Below are 14,860 nucleotides of genomic sequence, written 5' to 3'. Positions count from 1 at the left end.
ATGTTCCTTAAGGTTTTCCGCTTCCGTTATGGCGAGGTCAGCGACAAAGTCAATGCGCTGATACTCTTTATGTTGCTCACTTTTGCTTTACCTGCACAGTCGCAAGCTGCTGGACCGGTTCGTATCCTGGCCCTGGGAGACAGTCTCAGCGCCGGTTACGGCTTGATGCAAGCGGACGCCTTTCCAAATCAGCTGCAGCGCGCCCTCAATGACGATGGTATTGATGCCGTGGTCATAAACGCCGGTGTTTCTGGCGATACCTCGGCGGGCGGGTTGTCCCGACTGGAGTGGGCGTTGTCCGAAGGAGTCGACGCGGTTATCATTGAATTGGGCGCAAATGATGGCCTGCGTGGACTCGATCCGGGTGAAACATTTAAAAACTTGGACGCAATTTTAAGCAAGTTGAAGCGACGGGAATTGGCGATATTGTTGACCGGTATGCGCGCACCGCCCAACCTGGGGGAAGACTATGGCCGCGAATTTTCCGATATCTATCCTAGGTTAGCCAAACAGCATGAGGTTCCGTTTTACCCGTTTTTTCTTGAGGGCGTTGCCACAATTGCCGAACTCAATCAGGAAGACACCATTCATCCCAACGCCCGTGGGGTAAGGGTTGTTACCAAAAGCATTCTTCCCTATGTCAAAGAGATGCTGCAAGGGATCAAAAGTAAATGACCGCCTTCAAGGTTGTTCACACGCAGGCAGATGACTGGGCCCACGCGGCAAAGGTTTGTGCCGACGGGCTTTCGGAAGTGGCCGGGGATTTCAATCTCGGCTTTGTTTACGCCACGGACAGGCTGGCGGAAGACTTGCCATCGGTCCTGACTTACCTAAGACAAAAATCCGGCATTGAGCACTGGGTTGGCAGTACCGGCATGGGTATTTGCGCCATTTCCACTGAAGGATGCGGAGAATATTTTGATCAGCCGGCCCTCGCGGTTATGGCAATGGCGCTACCGGAAGACAGTTTTCAGATTTTGCCGCCGTTGGAAAATGATATTGGCGAGTTGCCCGCAAAAACACTCGACTGGATTAAGGACAAAGAGGCTCATTTTGGCGTCGTTCACGGCGATCCGTCCAATCCCCTTATTCCGGGATTGATCGAGGAACTGGCGGCGGCGACTTCCGGATTTCTGGTTGGCGGCCTGACATCATCATCAACATCGGGGCCGTTTTATCAGGTTGCCGAGCGTGTCATCAAAGGGGGGCTTTCCGGCGTTATGTTCGCCCCCGCCGTGAATATCGTCACCGCGCTTTCCCAAGGCTGCATACCGATATCGGAAAGCCATCTTATTTCGGACTGTATTGATAACATCATCATCGGCCTTGATGGTCGCCCGGCCCTTGAAGTTTTTATCGAGGATATTGGCGAAGAACTGGCAGAAGATCTTGGACAGGTGGCGGGGCTGGTCCACGCCGCCCTTCCCATTGAGGGCTCGGACACCGGGGACTATCTGGTGCGATCGCTTGTTGGTATCGATCCTGACCGGGGCTGGTTGGCCATTGGCGAGCAGGTTCAGTCAGGTGGGCGTTTGTTGTTTGTGCGCCGTGACCCGGTCAGCGCGGAAACAGATCTGCGAAACCGGCTTGAACATCTTAAAGGGCGTCTTGATAAGCCGCCCAGCGCCGCCCTTTATTACAGTTGCGTCGGTCGCGGCCCCTCGATGTTCGGGGCGGGGGAACGGGAGCTTAAACTCATCATGGATGTTTTTGACGATGTGCCGCTGGCTGGCTTTTTTGGCAACGGTGAGATTTCCCATAATCGTCTTTACGGATACACCGGCGTCCTGACCTTGATTTCTTAAAAAAATGAAGCAGTCTGCTTTGGGGATCGCAGACCGCTTCTTAAAATTTGAGAGGGCGGCGGCCCGCCAGGGAGGAAGAAACGAGCCGCCGCTATTGAGAGTTCCTTGAGATCGTGTGTACAGAGTACCCACGGGCCCCTGAATTAATCCTGAACCCGTTATTCATCTGCCATTCACAATGGTGAAATTACGGGTAAACGGTTAGAGTGGTGACCAGGCAAACATGGCTCTTAAGGTCCGTCACATGATTCGCTTGTTCGTCGGAATTCCGCTACCCGAAAATGTGCGACAGTACTTGCATAGCCTTGCCGGTGGTTTGGAAGGGGCGCACTGGATCAGTCCAGAGAACATGCATCTGACGTTGCGCTTTATCGGCGAGGTCGATGAAGTTCAGGCCGCTGACGTCTATGACGCCCTTAGCGGCATTGATAGTTCCGCATTCGAGATTTCATTATCAGGGATCGAAACCTTTGGCCGCGGTCATATGGTTCACACGATCTGGGCCGCGGTGCCAGACGACCCTGCTTTGTCTCACCTTCACGGCAAGGTCGAGCGGGCATTGGTTCAAAGCGGGATGGAACCGGAACGGCGAAAATTCACCCCGCACATTACCCTGGCCCGAGTCAGGAAATCCCCCAAGGGGAAAGTCGCCGCCTGGCTGGCGGATCACGGCGGTCTTAAAACACCAACGTTCATGGTTGATCAATTTGTGCTTTTTAGAAGTCATCTTGGCCACCACGGCGCTCACTATGAAACCCTGGCCGAGTACGCGCTGACTTATGAGGCAATTCTAGAAGCCGAATTTTCTTAAAATGCCGTCGACTGAGTCGACGTAGGAACCGCCGAACAGGCGCACATGGACGAGCAATGGATACAGATTATAAAGATCCCGCCGTTCCTCAAAAAATCCGGGAGCAAGGGGACGGTGTTCATTGTAGCGCGAGAAGAAAGTATCGCCGAAGGTTGAAAACAGGGTGGTGAAGGCCAGTTCGATTTCCGGATCGGCAAAATAAAGCGCCGGATCAATGAAGCCGGTGATCATCCCGTTTGCAGCTAGCACATTGCCGCCCCACATATCGCCGTGGATAAGTGATGGCCGGACGGGCTCCACAAGCCACCGATCAAGTTTTCCGGCGAAGCTTTCGATACGTTTCATCATCTCGCCGGGCAAGCGCCCTGCGGCCCTCCCTTGAGCGGCCATTTCGATCAGCCGATGAGTGGCGAAGAAGTCGAGCCAGCTTGTGGTTTGCGGATTGGGCTGATGCAGGCCGCCGATAACGGTGTCGTAATCGAAGCCATAAGTTTTGGCACTTATTTCGTGTAAAGCGGCGACCAGATCGGCGGCGTGAATTTCAGCATTGGCATTTATATTTCCGGTGCCGTCAATAAATGTCATCAGCAGCAGGGTATCATCACCATGAAGCACGCTCGGCACCGGCAATGCAGAATGATCGGTCAGGTATTGCAACATCAGACCTTCAAGGGCGAGGCCACTCCCCACCTCACCGACTTTGGCGACGAGGTTGTCCCGGTTGCTAAGGCTTACTTTGCAGACATCACCAACACAGCCACCGCTTAAAGCAGTTAAGTTGGTGATCCCGGCACCGGCAATTTTTTCGATGGTTTCGCGTAAGTGATCTTGCATCGGGCTTTAAGGAAGGGAGGGGTCTTTTGGCGCGGCGAGACGATCTTTCTGGGTTCGCAGGATGCGACGCGCCAGAGATCTGTAATAACTTTGCAGGGCCGGATATTTCTCCTTGATGCTTTGCTCTTGCTGATTGCGCTGGATAACGCGGCTCACTTGTGACTGTTCACCACGCTGAACTGATTGATTGAGGCCACTGCGCTGGGCATCCAGAAGGATGGTCCTTTTTTGCGCTTGCTGCGCCTCTTGCTGGCGAGCCAGCAGTTGACGTTGCTGTGACTGGGCACTTTGGCGGAGAATGTGTTGCTGGGTCAGGCTGCGTTGTTGCTCCGACAATAACGATTGTTCGACTTGCATTTTTTTTAAGGTTTGCAGTTGCTTGTTGATGCGTATGCGGACTTCCTGACGGGCCTTCAACTGGTCGAGATTTGGGGCCGTGTGGTCTGCATTGTCGTGCAGGGCAAGCACCAACGCACCATCCGGAATGTCGGAAAGTGTTGGAGTGATGGATGCCACCGGTAAAGCCCCTGTTGTTATTGTTTTTGTCAGCAAAGCCACCACTGCAAATGCAGCCGTGCTCGATGTTTCAAACATAACGCCTTGAAGTATAACTCAGTGACGCCTGTTTTTCCAGAATCTCAAAGATGCTTGTCCTGAATATCGGCAAGCAAGCCTTGTGAGGCATTTTCAATAAGGTCGAGGACAACCTCAAATCCGTCGCCGCTGTAATAGGGATCGGGGACGTTTTGCTCGTTTACGCCATCGGCAAAATCCAGCATCAGGTGAATCTTGTTCTCAAGGCCCGGTGGGCAAATGGCCAACAGGTTACTCCGATTGTCGGGGTCCATGGCCAACAGGTAATCGAATTCAACAAAATCATCGGTCCGCACCCGTCGTGCTTTTTGGTGGCTCATGTCAATCCCGCGCCTGAGGGCGGCGGCCTGCGAACGCGAGTCCGGCGGTTCACCAACATGGTAGCCCGCTGTGCCCGCTGAATCGATTGAGATGCGATCGCTTAAATTTTCACTTTTAACCAATGCTTCAAAAACGCCCTCAGCAGTTGGCGAGCGACAGATATTTCCCAAACAGATGAAAAGTACTTTGATCAAAATTATAGCCTTCCTTTCCTAGACCTTAAATGACGGACCGCATAAGCGAAAATCATATTTTTCTCAGGGCAGGGAACTTTTTCGGGTCTCCGGCGTCTGTATCAACCAAGGGGGCAAACAGCCCGCCACAAAAATTCAAATTCAAAGCTGAGGATAGAACCATGAATATGATCAGACGCAACACCACGACAGAAGGCATATTTATCTACTGGATGGATAAACTGAGCCTTGATGAATTGATTAAAAACGTGCCTGCCGGGTTAAAATTGAAGGCGGCGATGATGACCCCGTGCGAGGCGATGAAAGCGACAGGTAACACGGCCATTTATGTCACACCTTCGGTTTGGCCCCGGATGTGTACCCGCCAGAGTTCCTGGTATCATGCGTCCAACAAGGTGGGTAAATACATGGTTGTCACACCGAAAGCCCTGCCTGGCGGGTTTGACGGTTTTTTTGAAGCAAAGATGACCACCTCGGATTTTACGCCCGCGAGCTTGCCAACCCCGGACCAGTTGCAGGGCCTGGTTGATGACGACAGGTACAACAACAACAAGCCTGAAAAGTGGGAAAAGAAAAGTCTGCTGGACAGCATCATGTTCAAGACCCTGTTCACGCTGACCGGTTTCTGGGGTATTGGCGATAACCTGAAAAGCCAATGGCTTAACCACAGGGCCAATCACGCCAACTACCTGACCCATACATTCACCACCGAAATCGACGGTGAAAACGTCCCCTACAGTATTGCTGAAAATTCCGGTATCTGCTCTTCATGCGTCGAGTTCTTTAACATCGTCGATGAAGACTCACGCAAGCTGGTCCGGTCTTGCCCCGGTGCGGTGACCTTCGGCAACGCCAAGAAAGACATCTTTTACGACATCGATCCTTCAAAGGATCATCTGAGCACCATCAGCTAAAGACGACCCCGGCGGGGTGGGCGCGATAATCTACCCCGCCTCCTCCCCGCGGGTTTCTTCACCCCGATGTGATTTGAACCTTTTAATAATTCCGGCTACCTTTTTGTCTGTCTCAAATAAGGGGAGGGAAGATCATGGCGCGTTTGACCGCTGGTAATTTCGACCAGGAATTGCTCGACATTTATGACCGTTACGCTCACGGCTTGATTGAGCGCAGGGAATTTCTGAACAGGGCTGCAAAGTTTGCTGTCGGCGGGATCAGCGCTGCGGGGCTCTTGAAAATCTTATCACCCGATTACGCCCTGGCCAATCAGGTTGAAGAGAACGATAAAAGGATTCAGGCCAATACAATCGAATATGCTTCCCCCGATGGCCACGGCGCTATCAAGGGATATCTGGTGCGCCCTGCCGGTGGCGGCAAGCGCGGCGGTGTGGTTGTCGTTCACGAAAATCGTGGCCTCAATCCTTATATTGCCGATGTCGCCCGCCGTCTTGCGGTTGCCGGTTTTACCGCCTTGGCGCCTGATGGCCTGACTCCGCTGGGCGGTTATCCCGGGACTGACGATGAAGGCAAGGCCATGCAAAAGCAGCTAGATAAGGGCAAGCTGGAAGAAGACTTTGTCGCCGCGTTCGAGCACTTGAAAGCGGACACCCAATCTAACGGCAAAGTTGGCGTTGTCGGGTTTTGCTACGGCGGCGGTGTCTGTAACTCAATGGCGGTGCGCTTGCCCGGGCTTGCGGCGTCGGTGCCTTTTTATGGCCGCCAACCGGCCGCCGGCGATGTCTCGTGGATCAAGGCGCCTTTGCTGCTGCACTACGCCGAACTGGACACCCGCATCAACAAAGGCTGGCCGGCTTACGAAGCGGCGCTTAAGGCCGAAGGTAAGGAATACACCGCCCACATTTATCCCGGCGTCAACCATGGCTTCCACAACGACACCACCCCGCGCTACGACAAAACCCAGGCCGAACTGGCGTGGAGCCGGACAGTGGCGTTCTTCAAGGAAAAGCTGGCTTAGCTCATCAGGCGCCAACAACAACTAAGATCAATTGATTGATCTTAGTTGCCAAAGCATGTATATTAAGATCAACAATTTGATCTTAATGGTGATTTATGCGTCAAGTCTCTGATAATGAACTAAAAAATCGCCTCACCTTTGATAATCCGTGGTGGGAAGAAGGCAATGGCGTCGACCCGGAAGTGGATAATTATCCACGGCGTATGTATTTTGAACCGTTTTTGGAGCTTGTGACGCAAAGAGACGTTAAACGCGCCGTGGTGCTGATGGGGCCAAGGCGCGTCGGCAAGACGGTGATGATTCAGCATACAGTTCAGGCTTTGATTGATTTGGAGACGCCGCCTGAGAATATTTTCTACGTATCGATCGATAACCCATTATATACAGCTTTGGACCTCGAAAAAATCCTGATGATGTTTCAGGAAATTCATAGTCATCCTCGCCGCTCAAAAGGATTGTATGTTTTTTTTGATGAGATCCAGTATCGCAAGGAATGGGAAATTCATCTGAAAACCTTGGTCGACTCCTATCCTGGCATTAACTTCGTTGCCTCCGGGTCAGCGGCGGCTGCGCTAAAATTGAAAAGCCGAGAATCCGGGGCCGGACGTTTTACGGATTTTCTACTGCCTCCCCTAACGTTTGCGGAATTTTTGCGGTTTAGAGATGTCGAAGATGAACTGTTCGATGTCGATAATTATAAAAATTCCGGTACTAAAGATATAGGGCGGCTCAATCAGGAATTTATGGATTACATCAACTATGGCGGTTTCCCGGAGGCCATTTTTTCATCGTCTGTTCGGGGCGACCTTAGGCGTTTTGTCGGCAATGATATTATAGATAAAGTTCTTCTTCGCGACTTACCCAGTCTTTACGGTATTCAGGATACTCAGGAACTAAACCAGCTTTTCTCGGTGCTGACCTACAACACCGGCAATGAAGTGAGCCTTGAGGGTTTGTCGAAGGCTTCGGGGGTTGCCAAGAACACCCTGAAGAAATACCTGGATTATCTTGAAGCCGCTTTCCTCATCCAACGTATCCATCGGGTTGACCAAAACGCCAAGCGGTTCAAACGAATCACAACATTTAAGGTTTACCTAACAAATCCCTCTCTTCGCGCGGCACTTTTCGGGATGATAGATCAAAACGATGAGGCTATGGGGGGATTGGTAGAAACAGCCGTGATTGCGCAATTTGCACACTCGGGGCTTATTGACTTTGTTCATTATGCAAGATGGAGAGAAGGGGAAGTTGATCTTGTCGGTATACTTTCGAGTGGAGAAATTTGGTTCGCAACAGAAATTAAGTGGAGTGATAAGGCTCTAAACGATAGAGGCAAAATAAGCAGCCTGCTTAATTTTGCGGAAAAGAATGGTTTAGAGAAGGCTAGAGTCCTATGCCGTAGCGCATTTGAGGTGAAAGTATATGACGGAGTTAAAGTCTTGTTTTATCCTGTGGCAGACTACGCATATTTTTTAGGACGACTTTCGGAAGCCGAATTGCAGGATGGCATCAATCCGCGAACGTATGAACCCTACCAGTTTCCACCAGATTAATACCGGTGCGGTCCTTAGCCTTTTAGCCGTTTGCCAAGCCTCAACCGTAACGCGTTCAACTTAATAAAACCTTCGGCGTCGTGTTGGTCGTAGACGTCGTCTTCCTCAAACGTGACGATGGCTTCATCATACAGGCTCATGGGTGACTTGCGGCCGACGACGGCGACGGTGCCCTTGTAGAGCTTGACCCTGACGATACCGTTTACCACCTCGGAGGCTTTATCGATGGCCGCCTGCATCATGATCCGTTCAGGCGCGAACCAGAAGCCGTTGTAAATGGTTTCGGCGTAGCGGGGCATCATCTCGTCCTTCATGTGGGCGGCGTTTCTATCCAGGGTGATGCTTTCCATGCCGCGCCGGGCTTCCAGCAAGATGGTTCCACCCGGGGTTTCGTAAATGCCGCGCGACTTCATGCCGACGAAGCGGTTCTCGACGATGTCTTTCCTGCCGATGCCATTATCGCCGCCCAGTTTGTTGAGTTTGGTCAGAAGTTGGGCCGGGCTCAGCATTTCCCCGTTGATGGCGACCGGATCGCCACGCTCGAATTCCATCTCGATATAGGTCGGCTTATCGGGCGCGTCTTCGGGCGAAACCGAACGTGTATAAACATCCTCGGGCGCTTCGACCCACGGGTCTTCCAGCGCCTTGCCTTCACAACTGATATGCAAAAGGTTGGCATCGGCTGAATAGGGTGGTTCGCCCTGCTTGTCCTTGGGCACCGGAATTTGATGTAGGCCCGCGTATTCAATCAACTTGGTGCGGGAGTTCAAATCCCACTCGCGCCACGGCGCGATGATTTTGATATCGGGATTGAGCGCGTAATAGCCAAGCTCGAAGCGAACCTGGTCATTGCCTTTGCCGGTGGCGCCGTGGGAAACGGCATCGGCGCCAACCTCGGCGGCAATTTCGATCTGACGTTTGGCGATCAGCGGCCGGGCGATGGAGGTTCCAAGCAGATAGGTGCCTTCGTAAAGGGCATTGGCCCGAAACATCGGGAAGACATAATCGCGGACGAACTCTTCGCGCAGGTCTTCGATGTAAATTTCCTTGATGCCCATCATCTCGGCTTTGGCGCGGGCCGGTTCGACCTCCTCGCCTTGGCCTAAGTCGGCGGTAAAAGTGACGACCTCGCAGCCGTAGGTGTCCTGCAACCAGCGCAGGATGACGGAGGTATCGAGCCCACCGGAGTAGGCCAGGACGACTTTTTTAATAGCGGCGCTCATGTGCTTTTAACCTTCAAGAAAAAAGGAATTTCAATGGGCGCGCAGTATAGGCAAATGCGGCTGGGGAGCAAGATATCTTAAGCAGCGATCCATTCTTCGAGCACCGGCTCAAGTGCTTCAAAGGGCCGGTAGCCAACGCTCAGATAGGCAAACTGGCTGTCGCCGCCTTCATCTGCAGGCTTATCGACGGCGACGATGGTCGGAAATCCGGTAACCCCCAGATTGCGAGCGACCTGAAAATCATCGAAGGTGGCGGCGCGGGCCTCATCGGACTGAAAGACGGTTGTGAAGTGTTCGGCGTCAATGCCGAGACTCACGGCCAGCGAGGCGAGTACGGAGGTATCGGTGATATCCTGATTGTTGGCGTAGAAACTGCGGTGTAACAATTCCAGATAGTTGAGGGTCGCCTCTGGTTTGATGCCGCGCACGGTGACGCAGGCCCGGCAGGCAGGCTCGGTGTCGTAGATAAAGTCGTCACGCTCAAAGAAATTAAAATTGAAGGGCTGGCCCGAAGCCTTGTTGACCTCTTGCCAGTGATGGCGGATGAAATTCTTGGATTCCTCGTCCATGATCTTGTCGTTGCCGGCCCGCAGGCCACCGACGATCAGGGTGACGGCCAGTTCGTCGCCATAGCGCTCGCGAATGGCGCTGAGCGCAGGGGCAAATCCCCAGCACCAGGAACACATGGGGTCGGCGACAAGAATCAGTTCTTTGCTGTGGGACGGTGCGCTCATGGATTACTTATAGCATTAATTGTTTAAAAAAGACCCGCTCCACGCCGGGGGGATGCGCGGAGCGGGGCAGGTGCTTTCAAGCTTTGTTCAAGCGACCTTGGATTCGGGGGCGTGCCAGGCCGCCTTGGAAAAGGCATCATCCAGCGGGGTTTCGGCGAAGTGATTGATGTAGTTGGAAATTGTTTTCATGGCCGTTGCCATAACCACTTCCATGGCCTGATCCTTGCTGTACCCGGCGGCAAAAAGGGTTTCGATTTCGGACTCTGTCATGTACCCGCGCTTCTCAACAACGCTGCGGGCAAAATTTGACAAGGCGGCGAGTTTTGGATCGGCTATGACGCCACCATCACGCACGGCGTTAATCACATCCTCGTCAAGTTGCGCTTTCATGCCGCCCATGGTGTGGGCCGCGACGCAGTATTCACAGCCATTGACGGCGCTGATCGTCAGCAGCATCAGTTGCTGTTCCGCCGGGCTAAACGATGTGGTTGTCAACAGATTGCCCAGCGCGTTGTAGGCCTTGATCACGGCGGGTGATTCAGCCAGCACCGCATAAATGTTGGGCAGGAAGCCAAAGCGGCCCTGAACGGCGTTGATATCCTCACGCGATCCTTCAGGGGCGGTTTCTGTGGTGTGTAATTCAAATAGGCTCATGATGTCTATTTCCTGTTTTGACAAGTAAATTGAATGAACGTTCCAGAATGTGCGGGCATTGTGGTTCTGTCAGAAACGCGAGTCAAGTTAATAATGGAACGAACGTTCTAATAATTGCCTTTAATCGAGCAAAGAAAGCGCCGTTTCTGCAATATCGGCCAGGGTTTCCCGGCCGGGTTCGACTTTCGAGACAACGATCAGGCCTTGCGCCGAAGCCAGAAGAGAGCGGGCGAGACTGCGCGCTTCACGCCACGGGGCAATGTCGCCGGTTTCCTGGCCGCGCCTGATCAAGGTGAAAAAGGCGTCTTCTATGCGTTTAACCCCGGCCTTGAACAGGGCCGCCATTTTCGCGTCGCGGGCCGCAAGTTCGGTAATCGAGTTTGTGATCAGGCATCCGCGAAACCCTTCCGGACAGTCGCTGCGGCTAAGTAAGGCATTGAAAAACAGCTCAATTTCCTCACGCGGGTCGCCGGTTTCGGCATTGTCCAGCAATCGTTGCGATGGCGCATCGATTTGATAACGCTGGATCGCAAGCTCGAACAATCCTGCTTTGTCGCCGAAGGTATCGTAGATTGAGCCCCGGTTGATGCCCATCGCCTCGACCAGGTCAGAAATTGACGTTGCCTCGAAGCCCTTGCTCCAGAAAACCTCAATCGCCTTTAAGACGACATCATCAGTATCAAATTCTTTTGTTCTGGCCATGGCCCAGATTAGGTTTTTTAGAATGATAGTTCAAGAATGATCTCAGGATGGATGATGATCGTCTTCGATACCGGCTGCCCGGCGGGCTTTCAGGCGGGAAAGCTTCTCGTGCTCGCTGGCCGACTTCAGTTGTCCGCAGGCGGCCAGAATATCGCGGCCACGCGGCACCCTGATGGGTGCGGAAAATCCGCCATCGTTGATAATTTTGGAAAAGCGTTTGATGGTGGCGGGTTCAGAGCATTCAAATTCCGATCCCGGCCACTTGTTAAAGGGGATCAGGTTGAACTTGGCCGGTATTCCTTTAACCATACGCACCAATTCGCGGGCGTCTGCGGCGGAATCGTTTATGCCTTTCAACATGACGTATTCAAAGGTGATGCGCCGGGCATTGTTAGAACCGGGATATTCCCGACAGGCCTTAAGAAGTTCCTTTAAGGGGTACTTCTTGTTAATGGGCATGATCTGGTCACGCAACTCGTCGCTGACGGCGTGCAGGGAAATTGCCAGATTGACACCAAGGTCGGCCCCACACTGGCGGATCAGGGGTACGACGCCGGAGGTCGACAGGGTGATGCGGCGTTTGGAAATGGAAATCCCCTCGCCATCCATAATAATTTTCAGGGCTTTGGCGACGTTGTCATAATTAAACAGCGGCTCGCCCATACCCATCATAACGATATTGGAAAACCGACGCTCTCCCGCGGGTGAAGGCCATTCACCGTATGAATCCCGGGCCACCATGATCTGGCCGACGATTTCGGCAGCCGAAAGGTTGCGAACCAAGCGTTGGGTACCGGTATGGCAAAACGTGCAGGTTAAGGTGCAACCGACTTGCGAGGACAGGCACAGGGCGCCGCGACCATCTTCGGGAATGAACACCGTTTCGGCTTCATTGCCATCTTCAAACTTGAGCAGCCATTTGCGGGCCGTATCACTGGAAGTTTGCTCGCGGCTTAATTCCGGTCGACCCACGACGAAATGTTCAGCCAGCTTGGTTTGTAAGGGTTTGGCAATTGAGGTCATGGCGGAAAAATCGGTAACGCCTTGAAAATACATCCAGTGCCAGAGCTGCTTGGCGCGGAATGGTTTCTCGCCGATATCCTCAAGGGCTGCGGTAAGCTCGCTACGGTCGAGTCCTACAAGGGATAATTTTTGGCTGTTGTTTGTGCTCATCACGCTGTTGATATAGCGGCTTTTGCAAAGAACCCAAGGAAAAACGTGGGGATGGCTATAATTTACAGGCCTTGCTGGCGGCTTTGTAGGCAGCGGTAAAACCCTTTAGGGAGAACGTGTCAGTGGTTTCGGTGCCGCGCGAAGAGGTCCCTTTGATAACCATCTGCGCCCCCCTGATCAGGGCGTTTATGATGGCCTTGTCAGATTTTGAATCAAAGGCCCAGGCGTCCTCGCCCTCGGTAAACAGTTTGTATGTTGTCTTGCCAATAATCAGTTGGGCATCGATACCGGCTTTAAAGGCGTAACCGGTCTGGAAATTAACAACACCGTTGGCCTTGGCGGCGGGGCGGTGGGTGACCAGAAACAGGACATCGCCCCGCTTGCTGTATTTTCCGGCCGATTTGGTCGGCACGCTGCCAATGTAACAAACCGGTTTTCCGCCCTGCTTGAGCGCAAAGGCGCTCCAGTCGTCGAACACATCGATCAGGTTTGTATCCTGGGCCCTGGCGACGGGGGCCGAAAACACCGCCACAGTCAGGCAAAAAATAGCAGAAAGCGCTTTTTTCATAGAGACAGTGATACCCTCGCTCGCGAGCCTTGCCAAGCCTCTCATAAAAATGGCAAATAGTGCTCACATTATGAAAAGCAACCAACAAAATCCGGTACTGGTCGAAGTGACACGGGGCGACGGGGTAGAAAGCCGTCACCGCGGCGCTATTGCGATCGTCGATGGCGCAGGTAAAATTGTTGAAAAGTGGGGCGACATTGAGGCGCCGGTACTGCCGCGCTCGGCCATTAAATCAATGCAGGCCCTGGCCCTGATTGAGACAGGTACGGCCGATCATTTTGATGTCAGTGATCAGGAACTGGCCCTTGCCTGTTCCTCCCATAGCTCCGGTCCTGAGCACATGGCTGTTGTTGAGGGCTGGCTTAAGCGCCTTGGTTTAAGCGATATGGATCTGGAATGCGGATCAACGGGCTCCAATGAGAAGGTGGTCCATGAAGAGCTGATCAGGAGCAATACCAAACTGACCCGCGCTCATAATAACTGTTCGGGTAAACATACCGGTTTCCTTGCCACCACCCTGCATATGGGTGAGCCGACGAAAGGTTATATCAGCGCCGATCATCCGGTTCAGCGCCGAATCCTTGGCACTCTTGAGGAAATGGCTGATATGGATTTGACCAATGCGCCCAGGGGCTGTGATGGTTGTGGTATTCCGGTCATTGCCCTGCCACTTGATGCTATGGCCCGGGGTTTTGCAAAAATGGCCACACCAGACACATTGCCAACGGTTCGCGCAGCAGCGGTCAGGCGCATTACGGCAGCCATAGGGGCACAGCCGTTAATGGTTGCCGGTCACCGTCGTTTCGATACCATCGTCATTGAGGCGACGCAAAACGGCCCCAACGGACCGGCACTTGTCAAGACCGGGGCAGAAGGTGTGTATGGGGCGTTCCTGCCGGGACTTGGTCTTGGCGTGGCGTTAAAAATTGACGATGGCGCAACCCGTGCTTCGGAAGTTGCCATGGCGGCAGTCCTTGGCCATTTGGGAATTTTTGACGAAGCCATTTCGGCAGTTCTTAAAAGCCAGATTGAACCGGTGGTGACAAACGCAATGGGCGAGGCTTGCGGGGTTGTTCAGGCGGCAAAATTTCTTGACGGAAACGCCGGGTGAGTGAAGAAGAACATCGATAAATGGGGGTTGATGTTCCCGGTGACAACGGTTGCCAGCGGGTTGAACTCAGTCTTCTTCTTGCGGGTGTACATCCGGGGGCGGGTTGGACAGGAACTTTCCCGCCTGATCACGAAATTTCGGTTCTCCGAAAACCGGATCGGGCAAGGCTTCGGACGGTCCACCGGGCCGTTCAGGACGGCGTTGGAAACGGCCAAGGCTCTGCACCCGGTCATACATGACAATGGCCGCTGCGATGGAAACGTTGACGCAGAACTGCATCGGAATTTTGATGACAAATTCACAACGTTCCGTCATCTCCGGCGACAGGGACGCGCGTTCCGGGCCAAGGATATAGGCGGCCTGCGCCGGATGATGAAAGCTTGGTAATTCAATGGATTCCGGGGTTAGCTCAACGCCGACCAGAGCGCATTTTTCGGGCAGCACCATGGCGCCCATGTCGGGAAATTCGTAGAATGGCGTGTGATCCAGCGCGCTTGAGGTATCTGCCCGACCGCCTTCGCCGCGCGCGTATGAGGCATTTACGGTGAAGACAAAGCCTGCACCAAAGGCGTGGGCGGTGCGAAAAATCGAACCGACGTTCATGGCTTTGGAAATGCCCTCTACACCGATGCCAAAGTAACCGCGCATAC

At 53.2% G+C, this 14,860-nt stretch carries 17 protein-coding genes; 7 read left to right on the top strand and 10 right to left on the bottom strand.

Going from position 1 to position 14,860, the window contains the following annotated elements; genetic code table 11:
- The 3 genes from HOL66_09615 (at window position 1) to thpR (ending at window position 2,616) form a co-directional block, all read left to right on the top strand.
- Window positions 1–675 (top strand): arylesterase, encoded by a 675-nt coding sequence (locus HOL66_09615; GenBank protein MBT5244493.1) that lies wholly within the window; start codon window positions 1–3, stop codon window positions 673–675.
- Entirely contained in the window at window positions 672–1,805 is a 1,134-nt protein-coding gene (locus HOL66_09610; GenBank protein MBT5244492.1) for a histidine kinase, read from the top strand. The genes HOL66_09615 and HOL66_09610 overlap by 4 nt, the downstream gene beginning before the upstream one ends.
- Window positions 1,806–2,028: 223 nt before the next feature.
- On the top strand, window positions 2,029–2,616 hold the full coding sequence (thpR, locus tag HOL66_09605) for an RNA 2',3'-cyclic phosphodiesterase (protein ID MBT5244491.1): 588 nt from the start codon (window positions 2,029–2,031) through the stop codon (window positions 2,614–2,616).
- Here the strand turns inward: thpR and HOL66_09600 are convergent.
- From HOL66_09600 to HOL66_09590, 3 genes are read right to left on the bottom strand one after another with little or no spacing between them, the layout of a single operon-like run.
- Window positions 2,596–3,450: a phosphotransferase gene (locus HOL66_09600; GenBank protein ID MBT5244490.1), complete on the bottom strand. Its 855-nt coding sequence runs from the start codon at window positions 3,448–3,450 to the stop codon at window positions 2,596–2,598. The genes thpR and HOL66_09600 overlap by 21 nt on opposite strands.
- A 6-nt stretch (window positions 3,451–3,456) precedes the next feature.
- Window positions 3,457–4,044 carry a hypothetical protein gene (locus tag HOL66_09595; protein ID MBT5244489.1) on the bottom strand — a complete coding sequence of 196 codons (588 nt, stop codon included), beginning with the start codon at window positions 4,042–4,044 and terminating at the stop codon, window positions 3,457–3,459.
- A gap of 44 nt (window positions 4,045–4,088) precedes the next feature.
- Window positions 4,089–4,565, bottom strand: a complete 477-nt coding sequence (locus HOL66_09590) for a low molecular weight phosphotyrosine protein phosphatase (protein ID MBT5244488.1) — start codon at window positions 4,563–4,565, stop codon at window positions 4,089–4,091.
- Window positions 4,566–4,720: 155 nt separating this feature from the next.
- Between HOL66_09590 and HOL66_09585 the strand changes: the two genes are divergently transcribed.
- The 3 genes from HOL66_09585 to HOL66_09575 all read left to right on the top strand — a co-directional run bounded on the left by HOL66_09585 (window position 4,721) and on the right by HOL66_09575 (window position 8,045).
- Window positions 4,721–5,473 (top strand): hypothetical protein, encoded by a 753-nt coding sequence (locus HOL66_09585; GenBank protein ID MBT5244487.1) that lies wholly within the window; start codon window positions 4,721–4,723, stop codon window positions 5,471–5,473.
- Window positions 5,474–5,607: 134 nt separating this feature from the next.
- Complete coding sequence (locus HOL66_09580) at window positions 5,608–6,492, top strand: dienelactone hydrolase family protein (protein ID MBT5244486.1); 885 nt, start codon at window positions 5,608–5,610, stop codon at window positions 6,490–6,492.
- A 95-nt stretch (window positions 6,493–6,587) separates the two neighbouring features.
- On the top strand, window positions 6,588–8,045 hold the full coding sequence (locus tag HOL66_09575) for an ATP-binding protein (GenBank protein MBT5244485.1): 1,458 nt from the start codon (window positions 6,588–6,590) through the stop codon (window positions 8,043–8,045).
- A gap of 14 nt (window positions 8,046–8,059) precedes the next feature.
- Here the strand turns inward: HOL66_09575 and HOL66_09570 are convergent, their stop codons facing one another.
- The 6 genes from HOL66_09570 to HOL66_09545 form a co-directional block, all read right to left on the bottom strand.
- On the bottom strand, window positions 8,060–9,268 hold the full coding sequence (locus tag HOL66_09570; protein ID MBT5244484.1) for an argininosuccinate synthase: 1,209 nt from the start codon (window positions 9,266–9,268) through the stop codon (window positions 8,060–8,062).
- A 77-nt stretch (window positions 9,269–9,345) separates the two neighbouring features.
- Window positions 9,346–10,002: a DsbA family protein gene (locus tag HOL66_09565; protein MBT5244483.1), complete on the bottom strand. Its 657-nt coding sequence runs from the start codon at window positions 10,000–10,002 to the stop codon at window positions 9,346–9,348.
- 87 nt (window positions 10,003–10,089) lie between these two features.
- On the bottom strand, window positions 10,090–10,656 hold the full coding sequence (locus tag HOL66_09560; protein ID MBT5244482.1) for a carboxymuconolactone decarboxylase family protein: 567 nt from the start codon (window positions 10,654–10,656) through the stop codon (window positions 10,090–10,092).
- A 120-nt stretch (window positions 10,657–10,776) separates the two neighbouring features.
- On the bottom strand, window positions 10,777–11,358 hold the full coding sequence (locus HOL66_09555) for a TetR/AcrR family transcriptional regulator (protein MBT5244481.1): 582 nt from the start codon (window positions 11,356–11,358) through the stop codon (window positions 10,777–10,779).
- Between the two features lie 42 nt (window positions 11,359–11,400).
- Window positions 11,401–12,531: a 23S rRNA (adenine(2503)-C(2))-methyltransferase RlmN gene (gene rlmN / locus HOL66_09550; GenBank protein MBT5244480.1), complete on the bottom strand. Its 1,131-nt coding sequence runs from the start codon at window positions 12,529–12,531 to the stop codon at window positions 11,401–11,403.
- Between the two features lie 55 nt (window positions 12,532–12,586).
- Window positions 12,587–13,144, bottom strand: coding sequence for a hypothetical protein (locus HOL66_09545; GenBank protein MBT5244479.1), 558 nt, complete (start codon window positions 13,142–13,144; stop codon window positions 12,587–12,589).
- 4 nt (window positions 13,145–13,148) lie between these two features.
- Here HOL66_09545 and HOL66_09540 point away from each other — a divergent pair, with 4 nt between their 5' ends.
- A complete protein-coding gene (locus HOL66_09540) occupies window positions 13,149–14,210 on the top strand; it encodes an asparaginase (GenBank protein MBT5244478.1) in 1,062 nt (353 codons plus the stop codon).
- 66 nt (window positions 14,211–14,276) lie between these two features.
- Here the strand turns inward: HOL66_09540 and HOL66_09535 are convergent, their stop codons facing one another.
- Complete coding sequence (locus tag HOL66_09535) at window positions 14,277–14,858, bottom strand: RNA methyltransferase (protein MBT5244477.1); 582 nt, start codon at window positions 14,856–14,858, stop codon at window positions 14,277–14,279.
- Window positions 14,859–14,860: the final 2 nt, after the last annotated feature.

The sequence above is a fragment of the Rhodospirillaceae bacterium genome, from assembly GCA_018662005.1.
Classification (GTDB): domain Bacteria; phylum Pseudomonadota; class Alphaproteobacteria; order Rhodospirillales; family JABHCV01; genus JACNJU01.
This window is presented reverse-complemented; position numbering and strand designations above follow the sequence as displayed.

Coding starts and splice junctions, on each gene's coding strand:
- HOL66_09615 (MBT5244493.1), top strand. CDS start 1: ATGTTCCTTAAGGTTTTCCGCTTCCGTTATGGCGAGGTCAGCGACAAA.
- HOL66_09560 (MBT5244482.1), bottom strand. CDS start 10,656: ATGAGCCTATTTGAATTACACACCACAGAAACCGCCCCTGAAGGATCG.
- thpR (MBT5244491.1), top strand. CDS start 2,029: ATGGCTCTTAAGGTCCGTCACATGATTCGCTTGTTCGTCGGAATTCCG.
- rlmN (MBT5244480.1), bottom strand. CDS start 12,531: ATGAGCACAAACAACAGCCAAAAATTATCCCTTGTAGGACTCGACCGT.
- HOL66_09585 (MBT5244487.1), top strand. CDS start 4,721: ATGAATATGATCAGACGCAACACCACGACAGAAGGCATATTTATCTAC.
- HOL66_09600 (MBT5244490.1), bottom strand. CDS start 3,450: ATGCAAGATCACTTACGCGAAACCATCGAAAAAATTGCCGGTGCCGGG.
- HOL66_09570 (MBT5244484.1), bottom strand. CDS start 9,268: ATGAGCGCCGCTATTAAAAAAGTCGTCCTGGCCTACTCCGGTGGGCTC.
- HOL66_09610 (MBT5244492.1), top strand. CDS start 672: ATGACCGCCTTCAAGGTTGTTCACACGCAGGCAGATGACTGGGCCCAC.
- HOL66_09535 (MBT5244477.1), bottom strand. CDS start 14,858: ATGCGCGGTTACTTTGGCATCGGTGTAGAGGGCATTTCCAAAGCCATG.
- HOL66_09555 (MBT5244481.1), bottom strand. CDS start 11,358: ATGGCCAGAACAAAAGAATTTGATACTGATGATGTCGTCTTAAAGGCG.
- HOL66_09575 (MBT5244485.1), top strand. CDS start 6,588: ATGCGTCAAGTCTCTGATAATGAACTAAAAAATCGCCTCACCTTTGAT.
- HOL66_09580 (MBT5244486.1), top strand. CDS start 5,608: ATGGCGCGTTTGACCGCTGGTAATTTCGACCAGGAATTGCTCGACATT.
- HOL66_09545 (MBT5244479.1), bottom strand. CDS start 13,144: ATGAGAGGCTTGGCAAGGCTCGCGAGCGAGGGTATCACTGTCTCTATG.
- HOL66_09540 (MBT5244478.1), top strand. CDS start 13,149: ATGGCAAATAGTGCTCACATTATGAAAAGCAACCAACAAAATCCGGTA.
- HOL66_09565 (MBT5244483.1), bottom strand. CDS start 10,002: ATGAGCGCACCGTCCCACAGCAAAGAACTGATTCTTGTCGCCGACCCC.
- HOL66_09595 (MBT5244489.1), bottom strand. CDS start 4,044: ATGTTTGAAACATCGAGCACGGCTGCATTTGCAGTGGTGGCTTTGCTG.